Here is a 23,132-nt window from a genome sequence, read left to right on the forward strand (position 1 = left end):
TCGCACTGATATTCGCCTCGGGGAGGAGCAGCCGTCGGCCAGAAGCGTGGGTACTAACCTAGTCGGGACTAGACATGCCTTAGATTGCACGTCCCAAGTGGATCAAATCAGCCCGATAGTTTTCGCAAGTTCGACAGCATGACGGATTGATTCCGCGCCCAACAATTCGACAGCCCTTCGCAGCTCGCCGCGAATTTCGGCCTCCGACCGGCCTTCCAATGTCGCAATCTCGCTAATTGGTCTGTCATCGGATATCCATCGCAGAAAGGCGATTTGGTCCGTCGAGAGTTGAGACATGCGAAAACCCAACTTTAGCGCCTCATTTGTTTGGGAATACAAGCCAAGTCCACCACTGCGCTCGCACGGTAGGGACGAGCCGCCCTCGTGCAAATGCGCTATGAACACCCGGCTGGCGTTCGATATCGGAGTAGAAGGCGACCAGGCAACCATGCTCTTGACGCTACATTGTTCGATCCACTTTCCAGCGCCTTTCGTGGAGGCCGCCGGTTCCCGGCCGTGTAGAAGAGCGCGCTGGCAGCAGAGAATCCGGCGAACAGAGCAAACATTGCGGGAGCTCCGACAGTACTGAGCGTCAATCCTCCCAGCGTCGGCCCGAGGAAACTGCCCGCACTCGAGAGCGCGTGGGCGCCGTAATAACTTCCTCGGTTTTTGTCGTTCGAAATACCGTCGACCAAGATGTATTCTGACGGAACGACCAGAATCTCGCCGACTGTGAACACCGCCATCGAAATTGCGAAACCCGCCAAACCCGAGGAACAGCCGAAACCAATCTGGCTGATCATGAACATAATGCAGCCGGCTCCAAGCGCACTGAGCGCGCCAACGCGTTCAATGAAGCGCCGAGCGACTGAATTGCCAAGCAGAACGACTGCACCATTGATCGAAACGAGATAGGCGAAGATCTCAGTCCCGCCGGCGATGTTTTGCGCGAGATAGAGGGCCAGCGTAGCCGACCATTGCCCATAGACGGCGATTAGCAGCGTGCCGCCAGCTACGAAATAGATCAGTCGCGGGTCGCGGATCGCGACCTTGATACTGGCAACCAACGGCATCGCAATGGAAGCATGACCGTCATCGGCGTGTTCCGCCGACGGCAGAGGCAGCAGATGAAGCGCGAATGCGAGTGCGGCATAGACGGCGCCGGCAGACATGAACAAAGTGGTCGTCGCAGCACCTGCCGCAACCCCAATCATCGGTCCGATAGTCCATCCAACATTCGATGCGGTGTAGCGCCAGGAAAAATACTTAAGGCGCAGAGGTTCAGGGCAAATGTCGCTCATCAATGCGCGCGACATCGGCCCGTAAATAGAGATCGCGACTGCGGCAACAGTTTGCGCAATAAAGAACATGACCACAGTGCCGGCAAGCCCCATCCCGATCGAGGCGAGCGCGATCGTTATCAGGGTCAATACCAACACGGCCTTTCTTCCGACCCTATCGGAAAGCGAACCAGCAAATGGCGCTGCGATCGCCCCCAGCAGGGGACCGACACCAAGCAAAAAACCAATCATGCCAGCACCGAGACCGAACACTTGCTGGAACTGGATCGCCAAGAAGGTCATGCTCATCGCGCGTGCAACGGTAACGACGCCCGCACCGCCGATGAGAAGCAAGACGCCGCGAGGTCTGTGTCGATGTTTGCCCATTGCTCCACCTGCTATTTCCTGCAGTTTCACCACGGTGCGGCTTCGACTAAAGTCCATGCAATGACAAGCCAGCGCGAAGCCGAAAGACCAATCAATCTGATGCAAAATCGAAAGAGACTGTCTTCATCGCTGTCGATGCTCAGGGCGGCGAAGCATCGCGATCAGCTTGAGCCCGCCCTGGGAGACCTCTGCCTGCGATATGGCCTGTCACACATGACATTTCTTGTGGCTCACATCCGCGGTCGGTCGGCGAGATACCCGTATTTCTGCACCACCTATCCCGCGGCATGGACGGACGCTTATTTCGAGAGAAACTATTTCGACGTCGACCCAGTGATCGGCGTCCTGCGCTGGGGGCATCTGCCGGTAGACTGGTCCTCTCTGGATTGGCGGCCTACGCCAGCAGACCACTTTTTCAAGGAGGCGACGCGCCACGGCATCGGCCCACACGGCTTGACGGTTCCCGTCCGAGGCCCGACGGGAGAGCGCTGCCTCTTCTCAGTCACGTCCAACCGTCCCAAGCGCGATTGGTCGAGTCTCCGCGCTTCCTGCATTCATGAGCTGCATATCCTTTCCCACTATCTGCACGAAACAGTGCTCACTGTCACCGGTCTGCGTGACGCCGGCCGCTATCGGGAGCTCTCGGGGCGCGAGCGGCAATGCCTCCAGTTGCTTGCGATGGGTCGGATCTCCAAGCAGATCGCAGCTGCACTGGGTATTTCGGAAAGCGCCGTCAAATTGTACCTGCGATCGGCAAGAGCTAAGCTCGGCGCCTCGACAAGCCATCAAGCCGTTGCGAAGGCGAGCTTCCTCGAGTTGATCGACCTCTGAAGGGGTCGATCGCGTCGCCCGCTCCCTCATATCGTTCCTCTTTCCGGTCATCGTCAATCTGTCGATTTCGGTAGATTGCCGCGCCTCCTGGTCGGGTTCACAGATAGCAACCTGAGGTTTTCAACCGGCGGGTGCGTGTATCGCAAGCCAAATTGCCCGCCAACGCCGGAAAATGAACCGCACGATCTGCGACCGATGGAGGAGATGGTCATGATGGACCTGGCAACGATCGAAAAGTGGCGGCGCGCTCCGCGAGTGACGTCTTTCGCTCCATTCTTCGAAAGAACTGCGAGCGGGCAAGGTGGGGCGCCGGACCTGGCCGAACCCGCGCTGGACATGAGCTTGCTCGACTTCGATCTCGATGCCGCGGTGTTCGCCGACACGCACCGGCGCCTGTGGGGAACTTTCGACAGCCATTACTTCGCGAGCATTCCTTATCGCCTCGAAGAGGAATGTCGCTTGGGTGCGGCCATGCTTGCCTTTGGATTGAGGGTCTGGGCTCGGGGCACCGGCCCCACCACCATCTACACGCTTGGCACCGGCACGGGCTGTCTGGCGCGCACGTTCGCCACGCTTGGCGACGGTCGTATTGAAGCACTCTGCTGCAGTCCGACGGCCGCCAATCGGACAGCTTTCTATGCGAACCGCGGAAGCGAGCATGCCCACTTTTTCCACGGCCCGTTTTTCGAACTCGATGACGAGCGGTATTCAACCGACGCCGATCTTCTTGCGTTCGGGAACGGGTTCGACGTGCTGTTCGAGGACACGACATTCCAGATGTATGATCGTGACCGGAGCAAGCAATTGGAGTTCGTCGTCCCGCGTATCCGACCCGGCGGCCTTCTCGTGCAGGTGCAGAAGCTTGCGCAACAGGACCCTGACATCTACGAGCAACGTGAGCGCCAGAAAGATGAGCAGTTCAAGTCGCGGTTCTTTTCGCCGAGCCATATCTCTGAGAAGAAGGACGAGGTACTCGCCACGATGACGAACCTTCAGGTCGATCTGGAAACGACGGTGTCGGCTCTCAGGGGCTTTTTCCGCTATTCCGTCGTGACATGGAACAGCGGCAACTTCTACACGATCGTGTCATCCAATTCGAGGGCATCCGTGCTTGAACTTGTTTCGCTGATGCTCAAGCCAGCGATCCCTCCGGGCTATTGCTACGAGCCGTTGCCGGCTGCGATCGTCGACACCGACGCGGAACCGCTCGGATTGGATCTGGCGTGGCGGCGCGCGAACACCATGGCGCTGCTTGCGCCACGGCTTCTCATGGCCTCGTGAAATGTCGGAAAGTCCTCCGGTCGAAACACGGGAATATTGCAGCGCGGCTGATGTCAGACAGGCGCTCTCCGCGCTGCTTCCCGATCTTTCCCGGTACTGGGAGCGGCCACTTCATGCCTATGCGTCGGTGGCCTACGATGCCGATCCCTTTCGCTCCGATTGCGCGAAGCGCAACCATGCTATGGATCGCCTCCGCGGTTGCATCGAACGAGCAGCACTCAGGGCGGGTTTTGAAGCGCAAGATGCTCGAAGCGCCGGCCTTCAAATCCTGGCAGCGCCGGTTCTCCAGACAGGGCCGCACTGCCTGCTGCTGATCGAGCCAGACGCGTTCTACACCCATCTCTTCAGCTTACTTGGCCTGAAAGCCCAGGGCCGGAAATGGCACATCAGCTATTTTGTTTCGACGACGACATTTACAGAGTCGGCAAAAAAGGGACCCGGCTGGCTTCGGCTGGAAGATGAGCCTCTGAACCTGTTCGGATTGCCCCGGAGCCGAATGGATGGTCGCGGCATCTGCTGCCATAATGGTCCCTATCGCTTTTCGCTCACCAACCCGAAAGGCGAAGTGGCGCCCAATGCCTCGGCCGCGCGGCTCCTTTCGGATTTGCCCAACGATGAGTTCGCTTCCGCCGCTGAAGCGATCAAGGCGGCCAATCAAAGCCTTTGGCGCAGCAAAATCGCCTCACCAGTGAATCTGCTGCAGCTCGACGACTTCGATATTGCCGACTTGGTCGCCGACCATCTCGAGGATGCACAATCATGGTTGTCGACCCATTTCGTCGGAGACGGCACGGTTGCCAACTGCATCCTGAATGCGATCGATGACCTCAACGACGGGCCGTGGAATGGCTGGATTCGAAGGACCACCGATCTCTTCTGGCGCGTGGAAAACGATAGAGTTGTGCCGCTGCGACTGCAAGATAACGTCCTCCGGTCGTGCGGATCATCACGCTTTCAAGCGGAGTACCGCTCCGACAGCCTTGCGAGGGCACTTCGTGCGCGTGCAATCCTCCCCAACCTGTTCACAGCATTCCTTGTCATGTCGATCTTGCCTGGGACGAGAGTTCTCGGCGGATGTCGGCAGACGATCTACTATCCCTTGATGCGCTATCTGAGTTCAATAGCCATTGAGCGATCGGGTGATCTCGGTCTTCTGCAGGCGCTTCAGAAAGATCGCCAACCGGGACTATGGGGGCATCGCGTCTTGAGGCCGGCCAACGGCGACTCGTTTCACGAGCTTGAAGTGGCCGGAGGGATCTCACCCCTCCTATCAAAATACGCGCAACTGTGGCTCACCGAGTCGAGCGGCGATCTCGCAAGCTTTACCCAGGATCCGATCTGGGCCAGCCTTTCAGACCATCTCCGCTCCGGCACGATCACCAGAGAGTCCGAGGAATGGCGGTGGTCAGGATTTTGACCGGTGCCCAAAAACACATCCGGGAACGGCCAGTGGTTAAGACCTCCCATGGGTCTGAGCACGATACGGCGATGTGACTGTGTCCGCCTATTTGCCTCAGATGCAGCGAACCTGCCTACGGGAGAAGTGGGCGGCGGCGGGATCAGCAAGAGGCAAACGCTCGCGAAGCGATTACATGGGCGTTGTCTCAAATCCCGCCCATGCAGAGATATTTCATCTCCAGATAATCTTCGAGGCCGTGGCGCGAGCCCTCGCGGCCGATGCCGGATTGCTTCATGCCGCCGAACGGTGCCGCCTCCGATGACATCCGGCCGGTATTGATGCCGACCATGCCATATTCGAGCGCTTCGGCCACCCGCCAGACATGCTTCAGGTTCGAAGAATAGAAATAGGCGGCGAGGCCGTAGATCGTGTCATTGGCCTCGCGCACCACCTGGTCGCCATCCTCGAAACGGATGATCGGCGCCAGCGGCCCGAACGTCTCCTCCTGGGCAGCACGCATTGCATGCGTGATGCCGGTGATCACGGTCGGTTCGAAGAAGGTGCCGGCGCAATCGATGCGGCTGCCGCCGCAGCGGACCTCGCCGCCCTTCTCCTTGGCATCGGCGATGTGGGCTTCGATCTTGGCGATGGCGTGATGATCGATCATCGGGCGGATGGTGATACCCGGCGCAAAGCCGTCGCCCACCTTCAGCTCGGCCACGCGCGCCACGAACTTTTCGGCGAATTCATCATGGGCGGCGGACTGCACAAAGATGCGGTTGGCGGACACACAGGTCTGGCCGGCATTGCGGAATTTCGCCTGGATGGCGCCATCGACGGCTTCGTCGATATCGGCATCGTCGAAGACGATGAACGGCGCATTGCCGCCAAGCTCCAGCGCCACCTTCTTGATCTGGTCGGAACATTGCCGCATCAGCAGTCGGCCGACTTCGGTCGAGCCGGTAAAGCTGATCTTGCGGACTTTCAGATTGCTGCAGAGTTCGCGGCCGACAGCCGCCCCTTCCGACGCATAGATCAGGTTGAGCACGCCTTCGGGAAAGCCCGCCTGCGCGGCCAGGGTGAACATCGCGCCTGCGACGAGCGGAGTCTGCTCGGCAGGCTTCAGCACGATAGCACAGCCGGCAGCGAGCGCCGGCGAGACTTTTCGGGCCACCATCGAGGCCGGAAAATTCCACGGCGTGATCGTGCCGACAAGCCCGACCGGCTGCTTGATCACCAGCATGCGCCGGTCGTTGGACGGTGCCGAGATCGTCTCGCCATAGATGCGGTTGGCTTCTTCGGCATACCATTGCACATAGGCGGCGGCATGCGACACTTCCGACTTGGCTTCGGCGAGCGGCTTGCCCATTTCGGCGGTGAGGATGGCTGCGAGGTCGTCGGTATGCGCTACGATCAACTGATGCCAGCGGCGCATGACCGCGCTTCTGTCTTTGGCGGGCAGGGCGGCCCATGCGGCCTGGCCCTCCGCGGCACGATCGATCGCCTGGCTGGTCTCGGGTATACCCATGTCCGGCAGTGTCGCCAGCAGTTCGCCGGTCGAGGGATTGAAGACCTCGAATGTCGGGCCAGACCATTTGGCATGGAAAAGGGCGATCTTGTCGAGATCGGCGAACAGCTTCGTATCGGTAATATGCCGGGTCATGGCTGGTGAGAGGGGCAAAACAGTCTCCCTTGGAAAGGCCAGCCAAGCTTAACGCACACCTGCCTCTTCCGTCTGTCGTCGCAGTCGGTGTCGCCGGGCAGGGGCCGCTAGATAGCGCCCAGCCGGTGGGGCGTCAATCAACTACGCGACGCACTCGGGCGAGATGACGCAAAGCGCTCCGCTATGTGTGGCGACTTTTCCACGACGACCTTGGGGCCGCCGTTGAGACGATCGGACATCATCATTTCGTATCGCTGACAGTCTTCGGGAGATGCGGTCTTTTTTTGAGCGGCGACTGTTGTGGCAACTCAGACGAATCGGATTTCGACGTCATCACTTTGGATGCCGGAAGCGAACGCCAACCCCACCACCGTTCTCCGGGATGAACTCAATTCCAGCCTCCACGAACGCACTTGAAATGCGCTCAAGTGTGCCTTCACGCAAATCCTCTCCGCGTTCGAGGCGGACTATTGTTTGCGTTGAAACCTTTGCTGCCGTGGCAAGGTCGATTACCCCCCAACCCAATGCGGTACGGGCCATTTTGCACTGGATCGCCTTCATATCACCATACAATGGTGATTTCGGTTGCATTTCATATATCGTTCCTATAGGTTACGCTCGTAAACGGCCGGATGACGTGTTGGAGCACGATATCCGGCCTGACCAAAACCAAGCTGTTTGGGAGCTCGGATCATGGCTGATTCTGAGAATAGCAGAACTTTGCCTGCAATCACGCAAAGAAACCTGCTGCCGATCACCGGGCGTTTTCTGAAAAAGCTGACGGCAGCGCGAGACCATACCACCCATGCGGCCGAAGCACTCACCAGATGGGAAGCTTGGTGGTGCGCACATCGTGAGAGTGCCCGACTCAGCAGTTTGCTGCAGCCGTTAGAGGCTAAGCTATTCCGAACAGTCAGCAGCCCCAGTGTGGAAATTCGCGTGCCGAAGCGAACCGCCCCCATCATGGCTGCAAGTTCGGATGAGATCGACCGCTGGCTTGAGGGCGAGGAATTCGCCGAGATGCGCATACGCGCCAAGGCGGAGCTCGCGAGCCGCCGGCGCGAATGGGAAGCAGCAGATATCGACGTCGGATATAGCCGTGCCAAAGAGGCGGAAGATATCGCCTCTGCCACGGAACACCGGCTCGCGGACGACCTCTTGGCCATAACCGCAGGATCGGTTGTATCTGCAACAGCCAAGCTGCACTGCATTATCGAGCAAGGAGAACCCAAGCCCAACAGCGACGAGTTCCCATGGCCTCAAGTCCGGTCCGTGCTGGCCGATCTCATGATGACAACTGCTCCCGGCATACTTTCCTCGAAGAATCCTTGAAGGAGACCTTAATTTTCGGCGTATTCGGCCGCCGTCGTGAAAAGGGCCTTCCTTGCCGGAGGGCGTCTCAGACACGGCGGGTCGTTAATCGAGATTCCGCCAAGAGCTACGCGGAATACAGGCACTTCATAGGTGAGTTCTCACTCACCCGATCCTGAGTGCCTTACTACAAAGCATACAACGCAAAACGGCAGTGAAGCCTGACCTTCGAAGCGAAACGATCGCTTCGCGGGGACGGGAGCGTGCGCGGTGAGGACATCCCTTTGCCGAAACGGGTTTCGCTGCAAAACAAAGGAGGGAACACCGTAATGCCAATATCGCATAAATTCCGCTCGCTCATGCTCGCAGCGACCATCACCGCGGCGGCGACGATCGCGCCATTCGATGCCGCTGCCATGGCAGAGGAACTGCGCGTCGGAACTCAACTCAAGTTGATGACGCTTGATCCGCAGTATGCCGATCTCAACGAAAACACGTCGCTGCTCTCCCATATCTATGAGCGTCTCGTCTATCAGGACGAGCACCTGGATCCTAAGCCTTGCCTTGCCGTTTCGTGGAAGCGGCTTTCGGAAACGCGCTGGGAATTCAAGCTCCGGCAAGGGGTCCGTTTTCATGACGGATCTCCGTTCAAGGCCGAGGACGTCATCTATTCAATCGCCCGCGTCCGGGATTTTCTCAAATCCCCCAGTGGCGGTTTTCAGTCCTATACGAAGCAGATCAAATCGGTCACAGCGACTGACCCTCTTACCGTCGTCATTGAAACGAAGAGCGATGTTCCGACACTCCCGCTTTCGCTCTCGTCCATCTTCATCATGCCACATAAGGCGAAGGGCTTCGTCACGACCGATGAGCTCAATTCGGGTGTGCCGCCCGTCGGCACCGGCCCTTACAAATTCCAGAGCTGGCAATCGGGAGAAGTCCTCAAGCTTGTCAGAAATAATGCCTATTGGGGAGGAACGCCTGCCTGGTCGAATGTTACCTTCCGGGTCATCGAAAGTCCTGCCGCCCGCGTTGCCGCTTTGACGACCGGTGATGTCGATATTGCAGACTATATTCCGGCGCGTGACGTAGCAGAGCTTGAGAAAGGCGGCGTAAAGATCGAAAGCACCAGCGCCGCCCGGTCGAACTTCTTGCAATTTGATGTGAGCAGGGCCGAGGCGCCGGGCGTGACCGACAAATCCGGCAATCCGATCCAAAATCCATTCCGTGACAAGCGGGTGCGTCAAGCTCTGACCATGGCGACCGACAGAGCGTTCCTATCCGAGAAGATCCTTCTCGGATACGGAACCGCGGCAGCACAGCTTTTCCCAACCGGTTTGTCCGGAACATCGACGAACCTCAAAGTCCAGGCGCCGAACTACGATGGCGCAAAAGCGCTTCTGGCCGAGGCAGGTTTTCCGGATGGCTTCAATGTCGTGCTTGCTGGCCCCACCGGGCGTTATCCGGGCGACGGCGAGTCGTTGCAAGCCATCGCGCAAAACTGGGCCCGGATCGGTGTGACCGTTCAACCCGTCGTCGCGCCATTCTCGGTTTTTGCGACGCAACGGTCGAACGGTGCCTATCCGGTCTGGTACGGCGGCTGCTCTGGCGAAGCCGTCACACTTTGCCTGGACAGCGTTCTTGCCTCGCCGAACACCGAGCTTGGAACGGGTTCGCTGAACTACGGCAAGTACCAGAATACAGCGTTTGACGAAATGCTCGCGAGGGCAAAGGTGCTCGAGGACGGTCCAAAGCGCAACGATGCCCTTGCCCAAGCGACGGAATTCGTCATGGCGGATTACCCCATCATCCCGCTCTATCATTTTCACCTGATCGTCGGATACCGCGAGAAGGTGCGCACATACACCGTGCACCCGCGCGGCTGGACCACGGCGATGCAGGCCGTTCCGTCGGGGGAATAAGTTCAATGATCATGATGAACGCTGTCGCGGGAAGGCTTTTACAAGCATTCCTCCTCCTCCTTGTCATGTCGCTCATCGGCTTCATTGGCATCCACACCGTGGGCAATCCCGTCTACAACATCGTCAACATCGAAACCGCCACCACTGAGGACATCCGCAAGGCGACGATCGCGCTCGGATTGGATCTGCCGCTCTGGCGGCAATACCTGCTCTTCATCGGCAACGTCGGCACCGGTAACTTCGGAACGTCATACATCTATCACCTGCCAGCCTTCGGCCTGGTGATGAGCAAGTTGCCCGCCACGTTGGAACTCGCCTCAATCGCTATGGTGTTCGCGGCCTCTGGCGGAACCTTGCTCGGTGTGCTTGCCGGCCGCCGGCAGGGAGCTTCGGTGGATCGCACCATCCTCTCCGGAAGCGTATTTGCACTGAGCATTCCGTCGTTCTGGTTGAGCATGATGCTTATCCTGCTCGGCGCCATCGTGACCGGCTGGTTTCCATCGGGCGGGCGGGGATCGACGGTCTCGCTGCTCGGCCAGGAATGGAGTTTCCTGACGCTAGATGGACTGAGGCACCTGACACTCCCTGGATTGGCCCTTGCGATTCCCAACGTTGCCCTGATCGCGCGGCTCGCACGATCTGGGACGATCGAGGTGGAGAGCCAAGATTTCATCCGGTTTTGTCGGGCCAAGGGTCTCTCATCAAAGAGGATTTTGTTCCGGCATACCTTGCCGAACATCAGCGTCCCCATCGTAACCATTGTTGGCATGCAGTTCGGCGGCATGCTCGCCTTCGCGGTGGTGGTGGAGACGATTTTCGCCTGGCCGGGCGTCGGCAAACTGCTGATCGACTCCATTCAGCTTCTGGATCGTCCCGTACTGATGGCGACTTTGACTTTCGTCTCCGTCGCCTTCGTTGCACTGAACGCAATCGTCGATCTCTTCTACGCTGTGCTCGACCCGCGCGTGCGCCTATCCGCATGAAAGGAGGGACCTCATGAAAGCCGAAACAATCCGCGCGCTTTGGAAGCGCCCCCGGCGACACCGCGTCAGCCTGTCCACAATCGTGCTTGCCAGCTACATCCTTCTGGCGCTCACGGCATCGATCATCGCACCGCAAAATCCCTACGATCCGTTGCAGATCTACGGATGGGAAGCCTCATCACCTCCGGGGGTGGCGGGAAGCGGGGGCTACATATATCTGCTCGGGACGGACGGTCTCGGACGAGACATCATGAGCACCATTCTCTACGGTCTGCGGATCAGCCTGATCGTCGCCGTCACCAGCACCGCAATCGCGGCGCTGATCGGCCTCGCCGCAGGTGTCAGTGCGGCGTATTTCGGCAAGTGGGTCGATGCCGTCATCATGCGCATCGTCGATCTCCAGCTCAGTCTTCCGACAATCTTGGTGGCCCTTATCGCGATCGTCACGCTCGGACCGGGGATAGATCGCATCATTCTGGCGATCATCATCGTGCAATGGGCAATCTATGCCAGGCTCGCACGCGGGATCGCCCTGAGCGAAATCAGCAAACCCTATCTGGACGCCGCACGCTTACTGCGGCTGCCGACCCGACGGATCATCTTTCAGCACCTGCTTCCCAACAGCATCGCACCGGCCATCACCTTGATTCCGATCGAACTCGGACACGCCGTGGCCCTTGAAGCAACGCTGTCGTTCCTCGGACTGGGCGTTCCAATCGACAAACCCTCGCTCGGTTCCACCGTCGCGAACGGGTTTCAATACCTTATGACCGGCCAATACTGGATCAGCCTGTTTCCGGGCCTCGCACTGTTTGGCCTCATCGCAAGCATCAACTTCGTCGGCGAAGATATCCGACGCCGTCTCGATCCAAGGAGCCGTTCGATATGAGACCCGAGAGCACCCAAGACCCCCTTCTGGTGGTCAGCAATCTCACACTCAAATATCGCGCTGCGACCGGTTCAACGACAATCCTCAGCGATGTCAACCTCAGCCTCCGCCGCCGAGAAATCCTTGGTCTGATCGGTGAATCCGGCGCCGGAAAGTCCACGCTCGGCAACGCGATTCTCGGGTTTCTGCCGCCCGAATTCGAACGCACGGCCGGTACGATCCAATTCGATGGGACGTCGCTCGATGACATGGACGAACGGCAACGGGCTGCCATGAGGGGACGCAGGATATCCGCGATATTCCAGGATCACACCGCCTCGCTTGATCCGTTGATGACCGTCGGCGCCCAGATCGAAGAAACTGTTCAGGCCACCAGCGGACTATCGAGCAGGCAGGCACGCACACGCGCAATCGAGCTGCTGAGCCGCGTCGGCATTCCGGATCCCGGCGAACGATATGCCAACTACCCGCACCAGTTCTCCGGCGGTCAGCGCCAGCGGATCGTCATCGCGATCGCGCTTGCCGGGACACCGGACATCATCGTCGCGGATGAACCGACGTCGGCCCTCGACGCCACGGTTCAGAAACAGATTCTAGGCCTTTTGCGTGACCTTGTGAATGAGACGCGCGTGTCGGTCATTCTCGTCACAGACGACATGGGCGTGATCTCGGAGATCACCGACAGGGTCGTGGTTATGAAACATGGGGAGATCGTCGAGCAGGGCGCCACATCGGCGATCCTAGACGCGCCATGCCAGAACTACACGCGCAGCCTTCTCGCCGCAGTGCCTGTGCTCAAGATTCACAGGTCCGCCGGACCGGGAGAGACCGTCGAGAACTTCGGCAATCGTCGCTTGGAAGACGCGACAATGGAATCCGATTCAGCGCCGCCGATCCTCATCGCTCATGGCGTCACGAAGACCTTTGCAGGGCAGGAGCTACCGTTTTTTCGCAGGAAGACCAGGAAATCTGCGCTGCAGGATGTGTCCGTTCAAATGCGCCGTGGCGAAGTGACAGGGATTGTCGGCGAAAGCGGCAGCGGCAAGAGCACGATCGGTCGGATCATCGCCGGTCTGGAAACGGCCAGCCAGGGAAAGCTCGATATCGATGGGACGTGTTTCGACATTTCTCTTGTCGGCCGCCGCAGCGGGCTGCTCGGCCAGATCCAGATGATTTTCCAGGACCCGGCGGCATCCTTGAATCCCCGAATGCCGGTCGGCGAGACGTTGCAGGAAAGCGTCAGGTTCGGCGCTCCTGGAGCGCAGGACAAACGACCAGATATTGCCGCGATGATGGATCGGCTCGGGCTGGCACGAGGTCTCCTTGCCCGGTATCCGCATCAACTCTCGGGTGGACAGAAGCAGCGTATCTGCATCGCGCGCGCCCTCCTCGCCAACCCGAGGATTATCGTCGCCGACGAACCCACGTCGGCGCTCGACGTGTCCGTGCAGGCGGAGATCGTCACGCTTCTGAAGGAGAATGTGGCGGAGCAGGGGATATCGATGCTCTTCATTTCGCACGATCTCGCTCTCGTGCAAGAGCTCTGCAGTTCGATCTACATTTTTAGGGATGGCAGGGTGGAAGACGCAGGCGCTTCGGAGTTCATCTTCGCACACTCCCAGAATCCCTACACGCGAAGCCTCATTGATGCACGCCCGCGGCGGTTCACGCACTGACCGCAGCGCGTGCGGCGGGGACCGGCAGACAGTCGGCTTCCAGGAATTCGTTCAACTTCATCCACAGCCACGCGAGCGCTCATTCGCAGCGAAGGAAGGTCCGTCATGACAACTATGTTCACAACCGCCGTAACCGGGCAATCTCTCATCAAGCACGATATTCGCGGCATTGACACGCCAGGCTTTCAGGCCGCACGGGAGGTGCTGGGCCGGGCCGATCTTGCATTCACCAACTTTGAAAGCACGATCCAAGGAAGTCATGGCGGATGGCCGCTCAAGGGCTCGTTCTTCGGATGCAGCCAGCCAGTCGTTCTCGACACGCTACAAGCACTGGGATTCCAGGCGCTTTCGCTGTCGAACAATCACGCTTTCGATCTCGGTCCTGCCGGGGTTCTTTCGACCCTTGAAGAGGCAGACAGGCGCGGCTTCCTGCATGCCGGCATCGGGCGCAACCATACTGCAGCGGCTCGTGCCGCCAAAGGTTCGTTCGGTGGCAGGAAGGTGGCCCTCGTCGCGATGGATGGAGGACCCGGACCCGATTTCATGTACGCAGCGGACGCCGCCAATGCGCGACCCGAGCGTCCGGGCGTGAACCGGCTGAGGTTGAGCAAGGTGATCGATGTCGACAGCGACACGTTCGAACAGTTGCGTGCCGTTCGTGACAAGGTTGGCTATACTACGATGGACCTTGCCAATGACAGCCAGCCGGACGACGCGCCGCATGTCGACCCTGAAGCCGAAATCAGCATCGCCCGGGCGATTTTCAGACGCTCCGACAGATGCGGCCGAAATGTCAAAGTCGATGCGGTCGACATGGCGCGAAACCTCGCCGCGATCACGTCTGCGGCTGAAGAGGGGCATCTCGTCATCGCTTACCTGCATCACCACCACTGGGCATCGGACTGGTATCAGGTTCCGGAGTGGGTAGATGCCGTCGCAAAAAAATGCATCGACGCCGGCGCGGCAATGTTCGTCAGCCACGGCGCTCCGGTTCTCCAGCCCGTTGAAATCTATCGACGCCGGCCCATCTTCTACAGCTTGGGCAACTTCATCTTTCATGTGAAATCTGAGAAATCACCATGGAGGGCGCCAGAAGTGTGGGAAAGTGTCATCGGACTATGCTCGTTCGACGAGGATGGTAACTTGGCCGGTATGTCCTTCCATCCGGTCGTCATCGGCGGCAGCAAAACGCCTGACAGTGATGACCTGGAACGACGGCTTGCTCCCGAACTTGCCGGTGCAGCTGACGCCGAGAGGATCCTGCACCGATTTCGGGAACACTCCGCGAAGCTCGGTACCGATATCGAAATCTCCGCTGGCGTTGGTCTTTTGAGACTTTAGTTGACGCGTCGCCAGTGGAATCCAGATCACGGAGAACCCTGGCCCGCTTCGCTCTCTTCACGTCGAGTGGGAGTTTTCGTCGCTTCGGGTCGCTTCGCGGTCTCGACATTGAGGAGATCCGCGGCTTGCACTCCGAGGATCCCCGCAAGACTATCGACCATATCGATGGTGGCGCCATATTGGCAGCGCTCCAGCGAGCTGACATAGGTGCGATGGATATTGGCCCGGTGAGCAAGCTCCTCCTGGGAAAGGCCTCTTGCATGCCGCAAGGCGCGAAGGTTTGACGCAAGAACCTCTCGTATGTTCATGGCGAGAAATATGCGCGTGTTGCAGTGCATACATCTACAGAGTATTCTCTGCATTCGCGTTCATTAGGTACCCTGGGAATGTTGATTTGCAATGAGACCATCGACAAAACCATTCGCACCGGCATCCACGACTATCTTCCATGTTCATGCGAATTTGTGCATAATGCCGTCATGACCGAACTGTTGGAACACGCCATTGAACGGGTCCGCTCCCTCCCTCCGGAGGCGCAGGACGATTTTGCCCGCGTCCTTCTCCGCCTCGCCGGCGAGGAAGACGCCGTCTATCTGCTAACGCCTGAGGAAGAGGCAGACCTTGAAGCGGCGGAGGCCGAAATCGAGCGGGGCGAGATTGCCACCGACGCAGAGGTGGCCGCCGTCTTCGCAAAATATCGGCTGTGAAACTCCGCTATACCCGAACCGCGCTTCTTCAGATTGACAAGGCGCTCAACTATGTACGCCAGCGTTCGCCTCAGGCGGCTGCGCGCATCAACGAGCGGATCGTCGTCGCCGTCAATCTTGTCCTCGATCACCCGAAAGCCGGACAGGCGACAAACCATCCTGGAGTGCGACGTATAGTGCTGAAACCCTATCCATACGTGATCTTCTATCGCGTCGCCGAAACCGAAATTATCGTCCTACGATTCCGGCATACCGCCCGCAAGCCCCAGCCGCCGATGAGCTGAGATTGGCGAAGCCTCCAGGGGTTGACTTCTCGGGAGCCTTCGGACGAAACACGGACATCGTGTCAACCGGCATGCGGGCGTCGCGGCATCTCGATTAAGTTATTGATAATAAACAGGAAAATTGCATAAGATATCTTATGGAACTCCAGAAAGAAAGGCTGCTTGGCTGTCAGGCGCGAGTGGGTCGGCCAGCGCGGGATCCCTCGTTCCAGCCGTGGCGCCAAATCGACCATCTCATTCCCACAAAAGCCGATAAGCCATGATCTATGGAGATTTGCCAGTCATATGCTATCTCCTCTCTAGCCTTGTTTCAAAAGCGAGAGCAGTCACCTGCCCTCCGCCAGTGCGTGTCACCACGCCACGACGAGCGCGGTCCGCAATTGCCGAATGACATCAGGCGACGGCGGATTGCCGTTCAAGATCGACGCCGAAATCCGTCCCGGTCCTGGCTTTGATCTCATCGACGGTGACACCGTCTGCAAGATCGGTCAGCATCATCCGCACAGGGCCACGCTTCTGGATTTCAAATACGCCAAGGTCGGTAATGACAAGGTCTGCCACGCGTCGGCCCGTTAGAGGCAATGTGCATTCGGACAGAAGCTTCGGCTTCCCCTTGGCCTGATGTTCCATCACCACGACAACCTTCTTGACGCCAGCGACAAGGTCCATGGCACCGCCCATGCCCTTGACCATGTGGCCGGGGATCATCCAGTTCGCGAGGTCGCCATTGGAGGCGACCTGCATGGCGCCGAGGATCGACAAGTCGATGTGGCCGCCGCGGATCATCGCGAAACTATCGGCGCTCGAGAAATAGCTCGTCGTCGGCAGTTCGGTTATTGTCTGCTTGCCAGCGTTGATGAGATCGGCATCTTCCTCGCCTTCGTACGGAAAAGGTCCCATTCCGAGCATGCCGTTCTCGCTCTGAAGGCGAACGTCGATCCCCTTGGGAATGAAATTTGCGACGAGGGTCGGAATGCCAATGCCGAGATTGACGTAAAAGCCGTCCTTGAGTTCCAAAGCGGCGCGCGCCGCCATCTGTTCGCGTGTCCAGGCCATCAGAGCGCTCCCTCCAGCTCGGCATTACGTTTACGCGTCGTTGGTTGCTCGATATGTTTGACTGGCCCGGGAACATGGACGAGCCCCGAGATAAAGATGCCCGATGTATGGATCTGATCAGCATAGCCTTGGTGCAGGGATCGTTAAACGCGGTGTCGTAGATGCTGGGCCAGCCCGATAACTGGTCTCCGCCACGATGCCCTTCAAGCACAATGCCTCACGACGCCATCACATAGGCAAGATGAAATTCAAGGTGACGAACTGGCATGAGTACGAGGCAGGGCTTCGTCGACGCGGCAGCCTGACGCTTTGGATGACACCGGAAGCTTTGTCGTCCTGGCGGGCTCCGAAGCGCACGACACGCGGTGGCCAGCCACGCTACTCGGATCTGGCGATAGAGGCCGCTCTGACGCTGGGACTGGTGTTCGGCCTTCGGCTGCGCCAGACGGAAGGTTTTGTCACATCGGTTCTGAAGCTGATGGGACTGGATCTCGCCGTTCCCGATCATACGACCTTGAGTCGTCGGGCAGGCAAGCCGAGAATGCCGGACAAGCGGCAATGTAATCATCCCTCGGAAAAGGGGCCTGTCCACGTCCTGATCGATAGCACAGGGCTGCAAATCTACGGCGCTGGCCAATGGCTGGAGGAAAAGCATGGTGTCAAATCCCGAAGGGGTTGGCGCAAACTGCACCTGGCGCTGGATGCCGATAGCGGCGACATCATCGCTCACGTCATGACCGACCAGGATGCCGGCGACGCCTCGCAGGTGGAGCGGCTACTCGACCAGATCGACACACCGATCAGCCAGTTCACGGCCGATGGAGCCTATGACGGTGAGCCGACCTACGATGCCGTCACCAAGCACACCGCCGATGCCGAGGTGATCATTCCGCCGCGTGCCAATGCGGTGGAGCGTCAGCAAGACGATCCCTCCCGTCAACGCCACCGGCATATCGCGGAGATCAACGCCAATGGTCGAATGAAATGGCAGGCCGCGACCGGTTACGGCAAGCGATCTCTAGTCGAGACCGCGATCGGTCGTTACAAATCGATCATCGGCCGTCGGCTGCGGGCACGTTCATTCGCCGCCCAACAGACGGAAGCTGCCCTCAGCTGCGCAGTCCTCAATCACATGCTGGCCTGCGCACGCCCGAAATCCGTCCGGTGTGGAAAAGCTACCGCATAGCCGCGGCATCGGAGACCGAATTCCGCTCGCAATACGACCGATGCACCAGCGCCATAGAGCGCCAGTTGCTCTTCGCGTTTGCGATCCCAGTGCGACTTCTTCGAGCCGCTGCCGGAAACGCCGCTCGATAACGGTTGTCCGTGTTGGTGGTCTGTGCGGTGTCTGTTGCGCCACGCTTCCAAGCTGTTGAGCTCTTGGTGAGGAATCGTCTTTTCCTGCTTTGGTTCGGCATGAGGGAGTACTCGGTAAATCACTCCGTTGATCTCTGCCTCGATCGCCACGCCGTGTTTCTTGGCCGCCATCGCCATGCGGTTAAGATCGGATTGCTTGATTCCTGCTTTGGCGGTCACGGCCGGCCCTCCGTGGGTTGAGCATCCCAACCAGATACCGCAAGCAGTCTCCCTTTGGCGCGGGGTCACACCACGACGAAGTCGGTCGCAGTTATGTCAGGATGATGCAAGAACGTCGCCAAGAGTTCTGCCTTCCCGCCACCTTTACCGTCGGCATCGTAATACAGGTTGCCGTTGGTCGTGTTGTAGAGGAAGTGATCACCGGCATCTGCTGCTGCGCCGCTCTTGCTTGCCAGAAACGATGAGGCCGCCAGCTTGCCGACGCCAAACCCGAAGATTGTATGATCGAGCGCAATCATGTCATTGTCAGGATCAAAGTCGGTGATCGTGTCGGCGTTCGTGGAACCGTTCGGCGTCGTGTCGAAGTAAAACGTATCGTCGCCAAGGCCACCTGTCAGTCGATCCTGACCATTGCCACCGTGGATTTGATCATCGTCGGCGCCTGTCTTGATTTTGTCGTTTCCATCGCCGCCAAAAACTGCCCCGGTGAGGGAGCCATGTCCACCAATGTAAACGTCATCGCCGCCAGCAAGCATCACAGCCCCCTCCATCGAGCCGCTGTTGGCTATGCGCTGCGAGGCGCCACCGGAGAAGTCTATGAAGCTTGCGCTGTCGCCGCGGATCATCCCGCTATTGGTAATGTTAACAGCCTCAGAGCCCAATACATAAAGTCCATACGTACCGCCAACGATCGAGCCGGTGTTACCGATGGATGATGAGCGCGGCAACTCGTCCAATTGCGTGTCGAGATAGACGCCATAATAGTTTCCCCAAAGCTCTCCAGCATTTTGCACGCTGCTATGAAAACCGGTAATAGATATCGCGCCATAGCCGAAACCGAACCCTGTAACAGTGCCCCCTGAGTAGATCGTGACATTTTCGTCCTGCGGCTGGAAGGGCTTAGTGCCCAAAGTTACGCCAGTGGTGTCGGACAATACGTCGCCTTTGATTGCTGCCGACAGAAAAGAAGTATCGCCGTAGATACCGCCGGATGCAGTGACATCTTGCTCCACGAACGCTTGAAAATTCTCGTCCACAAAGATTGTGGTGTCCCGGTTCTCATGAATAACCGTTATCATAACGGTCTCCCTCCATTGTTGCTCACGACGATGTTCTCAAGCTGATGGCCGCATACTTGCATTGTCTCTAAAGAATGGGAAGGCCGGGCGAGCACAAGGCATCCTCCGGAGAGATGCTTATGAATCTTAGTAAATCAGGTTGTCTGTTCTTTGATGCGAAAACGCCTGCGGGAAATTGCCGACCTGGCGCCTTGAGCTCACGTCATATTCTTCAGCGAGCAAGCCGACATCATTGCAGAGGTCGAGCAGTTGCTCGAAGAGTTTGTGTGCACCCGCCGTTCAAGCAACACGTAGTTGTCCACGAGCCAGAAGCTGCATGCGAGAAAGACGCCCTGACCCGGCGGAAGGGCGTCGGACCCCTGGCCATCCTCATAGCGTAAAAGAAGGCCCTTGCGCATAAGCCGTTTTTCTACCGCCTGGACGGTGCTGACGACCCGCGGATCGTCAGTTGGCAGGAAGCCGACGAGCGGGAGTAGCAGCAGGCTCGCATCCAGGACGGAAGAGCCGTAGGACTGAACGAATGATCCCAGCTCCGCATTATAGCCCTGTTCGCAAACCTGATGGTGGATTTCCTCGCGGATGCTTCTCCATTCTTCAACCGGACCTTCGACCGCGAACTCCTCGACCATGCGGATCGCCCGATCGAAGGCAAGCCAAGCCATGAACTTGGAATGGGTGAAATGCCTTTTCGCGCCTCGGACTTCCCAGATGCCGCGATCGGGCTCATGCCAAACCTTGGCGAGATGGCTGACAAGCACCCGCTCGACTGGCCATGTCGCCTCGTCCGGCGACAGGCCAGCCTTACGCGCCACGTAGAGCGTATCGAGCAGTTCCCCGAACACGTCGAGCTGCAATTGCTCCGAAGCCTTGTTGCCGATGCGGACCGGCTTCGATGCCTCGTAACCACCAAGCCAGGGGATTTCATATTCAGTGAGCCGCCGTTCGCCACCGACGCCATACATGATCTGCAAGTCGTTCGGATCGCCGGCCACGGCCCGCAGCAGCCAGTCACGCCAACGTCGAGCCTCGTCGAGAAAGCCGCCATTGATGAGAGCGTAAATCGTAAATGTCGCGTCCCTGAGCCAGCAGAAGCGATAATCCCAGTTTCTTGGGCCGCCAATCAGCTCAGGCAGCGATGTGGTGGCGGCAGCAACGATGCCGCCGGTTTCGCGGTGCGTCAGCGCCTTCAATGTCAGCAGTGATCGAATGACGGGCTGCGACCAGTTTTCCGCCGGGTTGAAGTGTGAGGCCCAGTGTTCCCACGCCTTCTGCTCCTGCTCCAGAACTTGCATCGGGTCTATCGCGTCCGGAAGTGGACGGAAGGAGAGCGTCCAACTCATCGCAAAACGATGTTCCTCACCGGCGCCTACCGTGAATGTGCCTACCGTCCGCATATCCTCGCCACGCAAGGTCACGGAGGAAGCGAGGACGATCCCGTCGGGGCCGGAGACGAACACCAGCCTTCCGTCCTCGTGCCTGGAAACCCAGGGAATCGTCTTGCCATAGTCGAACCGAAGCACGATCTCCGTATGCATCTCGACCGAGCCGCCCAGGCCTTTGACGATACGAATGAGGTCCGTGACGCCATCGCGTCTGGACAAGACGTCGATAAGCTGCACGGTTCCGGTCTCGGTTTCGAAAGTGGTTTCGAGAACGAGGCTGTTTCCGCGGTAGCGGCGCGTGATGGTGGTTTCCTCAGCGGTGGGCGCAATCAGCCAGCGCCCGTTATCCCCGCCGCCGAGCAGCGCGGCAAAGCAGGCGCTGCTGTCGAAACGCGGCAGGCAGAGCCAATCGATCGAGCCATTCCGGCCTACCAGCGCCATGGTCTCGCAGTTTCCGATGACGGCATAGTCCTCGATGCGTGACGCCATTCCAGACCTCCACTCCACTGATGTTGTCGCGCTCGGTTGAATCGGGGTCGAGCGGCGATGTAACGCGTCAACCACGCCTCCGATCCCGACGGGCGAACTTATCCCACCGAAGCCGGTTAATTGCTTGAGGAGTTGCAAGAGGAGAGGACGGGACAACGCCATGACAATCTCTGAACCTGACGTCGGCGTGATCACCGGAGCGACTGCGGGGGTGGGGCGGTCCACCGTTCGCGCCTTCGCCCGGCGTGGCGTGGCGATAACGCCGAAGATGGCGCGCAATAGGTATCCGCTTAGAGTTGTTTCTCAAAATCGGACTAAGAACTTATCGATCCATCGAAATCGTCTGCGGCGCTTCAGGAACCGAATGTGGCCTGTAGCATCGATGCCCTGCGAAAGAGACGTGCTCCTTTCCACGCCCAAACGGGGGGCCGTGATTAAGGTGACCAGGTCTCCCTCGGATGTACGGGGAGTCGCGCTACGACTTTGTTAGTGCCCTGCGCAGCAATCAATCTCCCATCTTACTTTTTTCCAAGGAGTGGACTAGGAAAATAGGTGCATCCAGGGCGACGTCGCCCCTCCAATCCTGAGGCTCCATGCATTTCGAAGATCTGGACCTGAACTTGCTTCGAGTTTTCGATGTCATGATGCGTGAAGGCAGTGTCACACGCACGGCGGAGCGCTTGGGCAGAACCCAATCTGCCATCAGCCATTCCCTGGGGAAACTGAGAATACTTTTCCGTGACGAGCTGTTCACCCGTGACGGTTCGGTTATGCGCCCCACGGCGCGTGCGGTCGAGCTCGTCTCAGAGGTTTCAGTCGCGTTGAATGCTATACGGTCTTCCATCGATAGACATCAACTCTTTGACCCAGCGACGACACGCCGCAACTTTAGGGTGGGCCTTACCGATTACCATGCAATGGTTTTCATTCCGGGGTTGTTGCGAGAGTTTTCCCGGCGCGCGCCGAATGCGACCCTCAACGTTATTCCCGCCAATGGGATCGAGATAGTCAATGCCATCCAGCTTAGGCAACTGGACTGCGCTGTGACCGGTGCATCGATCAAGGACGACCCACGCGTTCAAAGAATTGAAATGGGTCAGGATCGTTTGTTGTGTGCCGTTTGGAGCAAGAGCGCAATTGCCAGACAAGAGCTGACCTTGGACGCATATCTGGCTGCGTCGCATCTGCAGATTTCAGCGGACGGCGTTTCCGCTGGGCTGGCAGATGCGGCTCTCAACGCGGTCGGCTTGAGACGCAATGTCGTCGCTACAATCTCGAACTATTTGACGTTGCCATGGGTGCTGCGGGGAACGGAGCTTATCACCCACTGCGGCGACGGCATTTTGCAAATCCTTGACGATGCTAGCGAAGTGAAGGTGATCGCTCCTCCACTGAAAATCGAAAACGTCAGCACAGCGTTGCTGTTGCAGCCCCATATGGTTGGGGATCCCGGCATTGTATGGCTCAAGCAGATCCTTTCCGAGATCTATAACGAGTTTCAGCACAAGAAGTCCGAGACTATCAAAGCTCGTTCTCTTTGAGCTTGCACCTGGACTGTGTCCTTTTCATGCGCGACATTCATATAGATAATGACGAATATGAATTTGACTGATGGCGTACATTGCGCGAGGCTCCT

The 23,132-nt window shown here is 58.5% G+C and carries 22 protein-coding genes; 13 read left to right on the forward strand and 9 right to left on the reverse strand.

Annotation, left to right across the window (positions count from 1 at the left end; translation table 11 throughout):
• Positions 1-395 precede the first annotated feature (395 nt).
• Positions 396-1,583: an MFS transporter gene (locus AC1DYF_RS14230; RefSeq protein ID WP_477877371.1), complete on the reverse strand. Its 1,188-nt coding sequence runs from the start codon at positions 1,581-1,583 to the stop codon at positions 396-398.
• Between AC1DYF_RS14230 and AC1DYF_RS14235 the strand changes: the two genes are divergently transcribed.
• The 3 genes from AC1DYF_RS14235 (at position 1,554) to AC1DYF_RS14245 (ending at position 5,196) form a co-directional block, all read left to right on the forward strand.
• Positions 1,554-2,498 carry a helix-turn-helix transcriptional regulator gene (locus tag AC1DYF_RS14235; RefSeq protein WP_477877372.1) on the forward strand — a complete coding sequence of 315 codons (945 nt, stop codon included), beginning with the start codon at positions 1,554-1,556 and terminating at the stop codon, positions 2,496-2,498. The genes AC1DYF_RS14230 and AC1DYF_RS14235 overlap by 30 nt on opposite strands.
• Positions 2,499-2,708: 210 nt before the next feature.
• Positions 2,709-3,779 (forward strand): class I SAM-dependent methyltransferase, encoded by a 1,071-nt coding sequence (locus AC1DYF_RS14240; RefSeq protein WP_477877373.1) that lies wholly within the window; start codon positions 2,709-2,711, stop codon positions 3,777-3,779.
• A 1-nt stretch (position 3,780) separates the two neighbouring features.
• Positions 3,781-5,196: a hypothetical protein gene (locus AC1DYF_RS14245; protein WP_477877374.1), complete on the forward strand. Its 1,416-nt coding sequence runs from the start codon at positions 3,781-3,783 to the stop codon at positions 5,194-5,196.
• Between the two features lie 187 nt (positions 5,197-5,383).
• Here AC1DYF_RS14245 and AC1DYF_RS14250 read toward each other — a convergent pair whose 3' ends face one another.
• A complete protein-coding gene (locus AC1DYF_RS14250) occupies positions 5,384-6,841 on the reverse strand; it encodes an NAD-dependent succinate-semialdehyde dehydrogenase (RefSeq protein WP_477877402.1) in 1,458 nt (485 codons plus the stop codon).
• 333 nt (positions 6,842-7,174) lie between these two features.
• Positions 7,175-7,402 carry a helix-turn-helix domain-containing protein gene (locus AC1DYF_RS14255; RefSeq protein WP_477877403.1) on the reverse strand — a complete coding sequence of 76 codons (228 nt, stop codon included), beginning with the start codon at positions 7,400-7,402 and terminating at the stop codon, positions 7,175-7,177.
• A 132-nt stretch (positions 7,403-7,534) separates the two neighbouring features.
• Between AC1DYF_RS14255 and AC1DYF_RS14260 the strand changes: the two genes are divergently transcribed.
• The 6 genes from AC1DYF_RS14260 (at position 7,535) to AC1DYF_RS14285 (ending at position 14,963) form a co-directional block, all read left to right on the forward strand.
• Positions 7,535-8,173 (forward strand): hypothetical protein, encoded by a 639-nt coding sequence (locus AC1DYF_RS14260; RefSeq protein ID WP_477877375.1) that lies wholly within the window; start codon positions 7,535-7,537, stop codon positions 8,171-8,173.
• 308 nt (positions 8,174-8,481) lie between these two features.
• A complete protein-coding gene (locus AC1DYF_RS14265; RefSeq protein ID WP_477877404.1) occupies positions 8,482-10,074 on the forward strand; it encodes an ABC transporter substrate-binding protein in 1,593 nt (530 codons plus the stop codon).
• 5 nt (positions 10,075-10,079) lie between these two features.
• Positions 10,080-11,057 (forward strand): ABC transporter permease, encoded by a 978-nt coding sequence (locus AC1DYF_RS14270; protein ID WP_477877376.1) that lies wholly within the window; start codon positions 10,080-10,082, stop codon positions 11,055-11,057.
• 13 nt (positions 11,058-11,070) lie between these two features.
• Complete coding sequence (locus AC1DYF_RS14275; protein WP_477877377.1) at positions 11,071-11,946, forward strand: ABC transporter permease; 876 nt, start codon at positions 11,071-11,073, stop codon at positions 11,944-11,946.
• Entirely contained in the window at positions 11,943-13,622 is a 1,680-nt protein-coding gene (locus tag AC1DYF_RS14280) for a dipeptide ABC transporter ATP-binding protein (protein WP_477877378.1), read from the forward strand. Before AC1DYF_RS14275 ends, AC1DYF_RS14280 begins: the two co-directional genes overlap by 4 nt.
• A gap of 105 nt (positions 13,623-13,727) precedes the next feature.
• The gene (locus AC1DYF_RS14285; protein ID WP_477877379.1) at positions 13,728-14,963 is read left to right on the forward strand and encodes a CapA family protein; all 1,236 of its coding nucleotides are present in this window, start codon (positions 13,728-13,730) and stop codon (positions 14,961-14,963) included.
• 26 nt (positions 14,964-14,989) lie between these two features.
• Here the strand turns inward: AC1DYF_RS14285 and AC1DYF_RS14290 are convergent, their stop codons facing one another.
• Complete coding sequence (locus AC1DYF_RS14290) at positions 14,990-15,271, reverse strand: helix-turn-helix domain-containing protein (RefSeq protein WP_477877405.1); 282 nt, start codon at positions 15,269-15,271, stop codon at positions 14,990-14,992.
• Positions 15,272-15,442: 171 nt separating this feature from the next.
• Between AC1DYF_RS14290 and AC1DYF_RS14295 the strand changes: the two genes are divergently transcribed.
• Both AC1DYF_RS14295 and AC1DYF_RS14300 read left to right on the forward strand, forming a co-directional pair.
• On the forward strand, positions 15,443-15,670 hold the full coding sequence (locus AC1DYF_RS14295) for a hypothetical protein (protein ID WP_477877380.1): 228 nt from the start codon (positions 15,443-15,445) through the stop codon (positions 15,668-15,670).
• The gene (locus tag AC1DYF_RS14300) at positions 15,667-15,954 is read left to right on the forward strand and encodes a type II toxin-antitoxin system RelE/ParE family toxin (protein WP_477877381.1); all 288 of its coding nucleotides are present in this window, start codon (positions 15,667-15,669) and stop codon (positions 15,952-15,954) included. Before AC1DYF_RS14295 ends, AC1DYF_RS14300 begins: the two co-directional genes overlap by 4 nt.
• A 393-nt stretch (positions 15,955-16,347) precedes the next feature.
• Here the strand turns inward: AC1DYF_RS14300 and AC1DYF_RS14305 are convergent, their stop codons facing one another.
• A complete protein-coding gene (locus AC1DYF_RS14305; RefSeq protein WP_477877382.1) occupies positions 16,348-17,010 on the reverse strand; it encodes a 3-oxoacid CoA-transferase subunit B in 663 nt (220 codons plus the stop codon).
• 196 nt (positions 17,011-17,206) lie between these two features.
• On the opposite strand from AC1DYF_RS14305, the gene AC1DYF_RS14310 reads away from it, so the two are divergent.
• Entirely contained in the window at positions 17,207-18,196 is a 990-nt protein-coding gene (locus tag AC1DYF_RS14310) for an IS5 family transposase (protein ID WP_477877383.1), read from the forward strand.
• On the opposite strand, the gene AC1DYF_RS14315 is transcribed toward AC1DYF_RS14310, so the two are convergent.
• The 4 genes from AC1DYF_RS14315 to AC1DYF_RS14330 form a co-directional block, all read right to left on the reverse strand.
• The gene (locus AC1DYF_RS14315) at positions 18,139-18,546 is read right to left on the reverse strand and encodes a hypothetical protein (RefSeq protein WP_477877384.1); all 408 of its coding nucleotides are present in this window, start codon (positions 18,544-18,546) and stop codon (positions 18,139-18,141) included. The two genes, AC1DYF_RS14310 and AC1DYF_RS14315, sit on opposite strands and share 58 nt — an antisense overlap.
• 65 nt (positions 18,547-18,611) lie before the next feature.
• A complete protein-coding gene (locus AC1DYF_RS14320) occupies positions 18,612-19,625 on the reverse strand; it encodes a M10 family metallopeptidase C-terminal domain-containing protein (RefSeq protein ID WP_477877385.1) in 1,014 nt (337 codons plus the stop codon).
• 126 nt (positions 19,626-19,751) lie between these two features.
• On the reverse strand, positions 19,752-19,847 hold the full coding sequence (locus AC1DYF_RS14325) for a hypothetical protein (RefSeq protein WP_477877386.1): 96 nt from the start codon (positions 19,845-19,847) through the stop codon (positions 19,752-19,754).
• Positions 19,823-21,691, reverse strand: a complete 1,869-nt coding sequence (locus AC1DYF_RS14330; protein ID WP_477877387.1) for a glycoside hydrolase family 15 protein — start codon at positions 21,689-21,691, stop codon at positions 19,823-19,825. The genes AC1DYF_RS14325 and AC1DYF_RS14330 overlap by 25 nt, the downstream gene beginning before the upstream one ends.
• 398 nt (positions 21,692-22,089) lie before the next feature.
• Between AC1DYF_RS14330 and AC1DYF_RS14335 the strand changes: the two genes are divergently transcribed.
• Positions 22,090-23,037: a LysR family transcriptional regulator gene (locus AC1DYF_RS14335; protein ID WP_477877388.1), complete on the forward strand. Its 948-nt coding sequence runs from the start codon at positions 22,090-22,092 to the stop codon at positions 23,035-23,037.
• Positions 23,038-23,132 lie beyond the last annotated feature (95 nt).

It is taken from the genome of Rhizobium sp. P2_G9, from assembly GCF_056403475.1.

Bases quoted from the DNA above. Each gene is read 5' to 3' on its own strand.
- AC1DYF_RS14310 (WP_477877383.1), top strand. From the start codon at position 17,207: ATGCCCTTCAAGCACAATGCCTCACGACGCCATCACATAGGCAAGATG.
- AC1DYF_RS14245 (WP_477877374.1), top strand. From the start codon at position 3,781: ATGTCGGAAAGTCCTCCGGTCGAAACACGGGAATATTGCAGCGCGGCT.
- AC1DYF_RS14270 (WP_477877376.1), top strand. From the start codon at position 10,080: ATGATCATGATGAACGCTGTCGCGGGAAGGCTTTTACAAGCATTCCTC.
- AC1DYF_RS14335 (WP_477877388.1), top strand. From the start codon at position 22,090: ATGCATTTCGAAGATCTGGACCTGAACTTGCTTCGAGTTTTCGATGTC.
- AC1DYF_RS14305 (WP_477877382.1), bottom strand. From the start codon at position 17,010: ATGGCCTGGACACGCGAACAGATGGCGGCGCGCGCCGCTTTGGAACTC.
- AC1DYF_RS14320 (WP_477877385.1), bottom strand. From the start codon at position 19,625: ATGATAACGGTTATTCATGAGAACCGGGACACCACAATCTTTGTGGAC.
- AC1DYF_RS14290 (WP_477877405.1), bottom strand. From the start codon at position 15,271: ATGAACATACGAGAGGTTCTTGCGTCAAACCTTCGCGCCTTGCGGCAT.
- AC1DYF_RS14255 (WP_477877403.1), bottom strand. From the start codon at position 7,402: ATGAAGGCGATCCAGTGCAAAATGGCCCGTACCGCATTGGGTTGGGGG.
- AC1DYF_RS14260 (WP_477877375.1), top strand. From the start codon at position 7,535: ATGGCTGATTCTGAGAATAGCAGAACTTTGCCTGCAATCACGCAAAGA.
- AC1DYF_RS14280 (WP_477877378.1), top strand. From the start codon at position 11,943: ATGAGACCCGAGAGCACCCAAGACCCCCTTCTGGTGGTCAGCAATCTC.
- AC1DYF_RS14250 (WP_477877402.1), bottom strand. From the start codon at position 6,841: ATGACCCGGCATATTACCGATACGAAGCTGTTCGCCGATCTCGACAAG.
- AC1DYF_RS14240 (WP_477877373.1), top strand. From the start codon at position 2,709: ATGATGGACCTGGCAACGATCGAAAAGTGGCGGCGCGCTCCGCGAGTG.
- AC1DYF_RS14230 (WP_477877371.1), bottom strand. From the start codon at position 1,583: ATGACCTTCTTGGCGATCCAGTTCCAGCAAGTGTTCGGTCTCGGTGCT.
- AC1DYF_RS14285 (WP_477877379.1), top strand. From the start codon at position 13,728: ATGACAACTATGTTCACAACCGCCGTAACCGGGCAATCTCTCATCAAG.
- AC1DYF_RS14275 (WP_477877377.1), top strand. From the start codon at position 11,071: ATGAAAGCCGAAACAATCCGCGCGCTTTGGAAGCGCCCCCGGCGACAC.
- AC1DYF_RS14265 (WP_477877404.1), top strand. From the start codon at position 8,482: ATGCCAATATCGCATAAATTCCGCTCGCTCATGCTCGCAGCGACCATC.
- AC1DYF_RS14295 (WP_477877380.1), top strand. From the start codon at position 15,443: ATGACCGAACTGTTGGAACACGCCATTGAACGGGTCCGCTCCCTCCCT.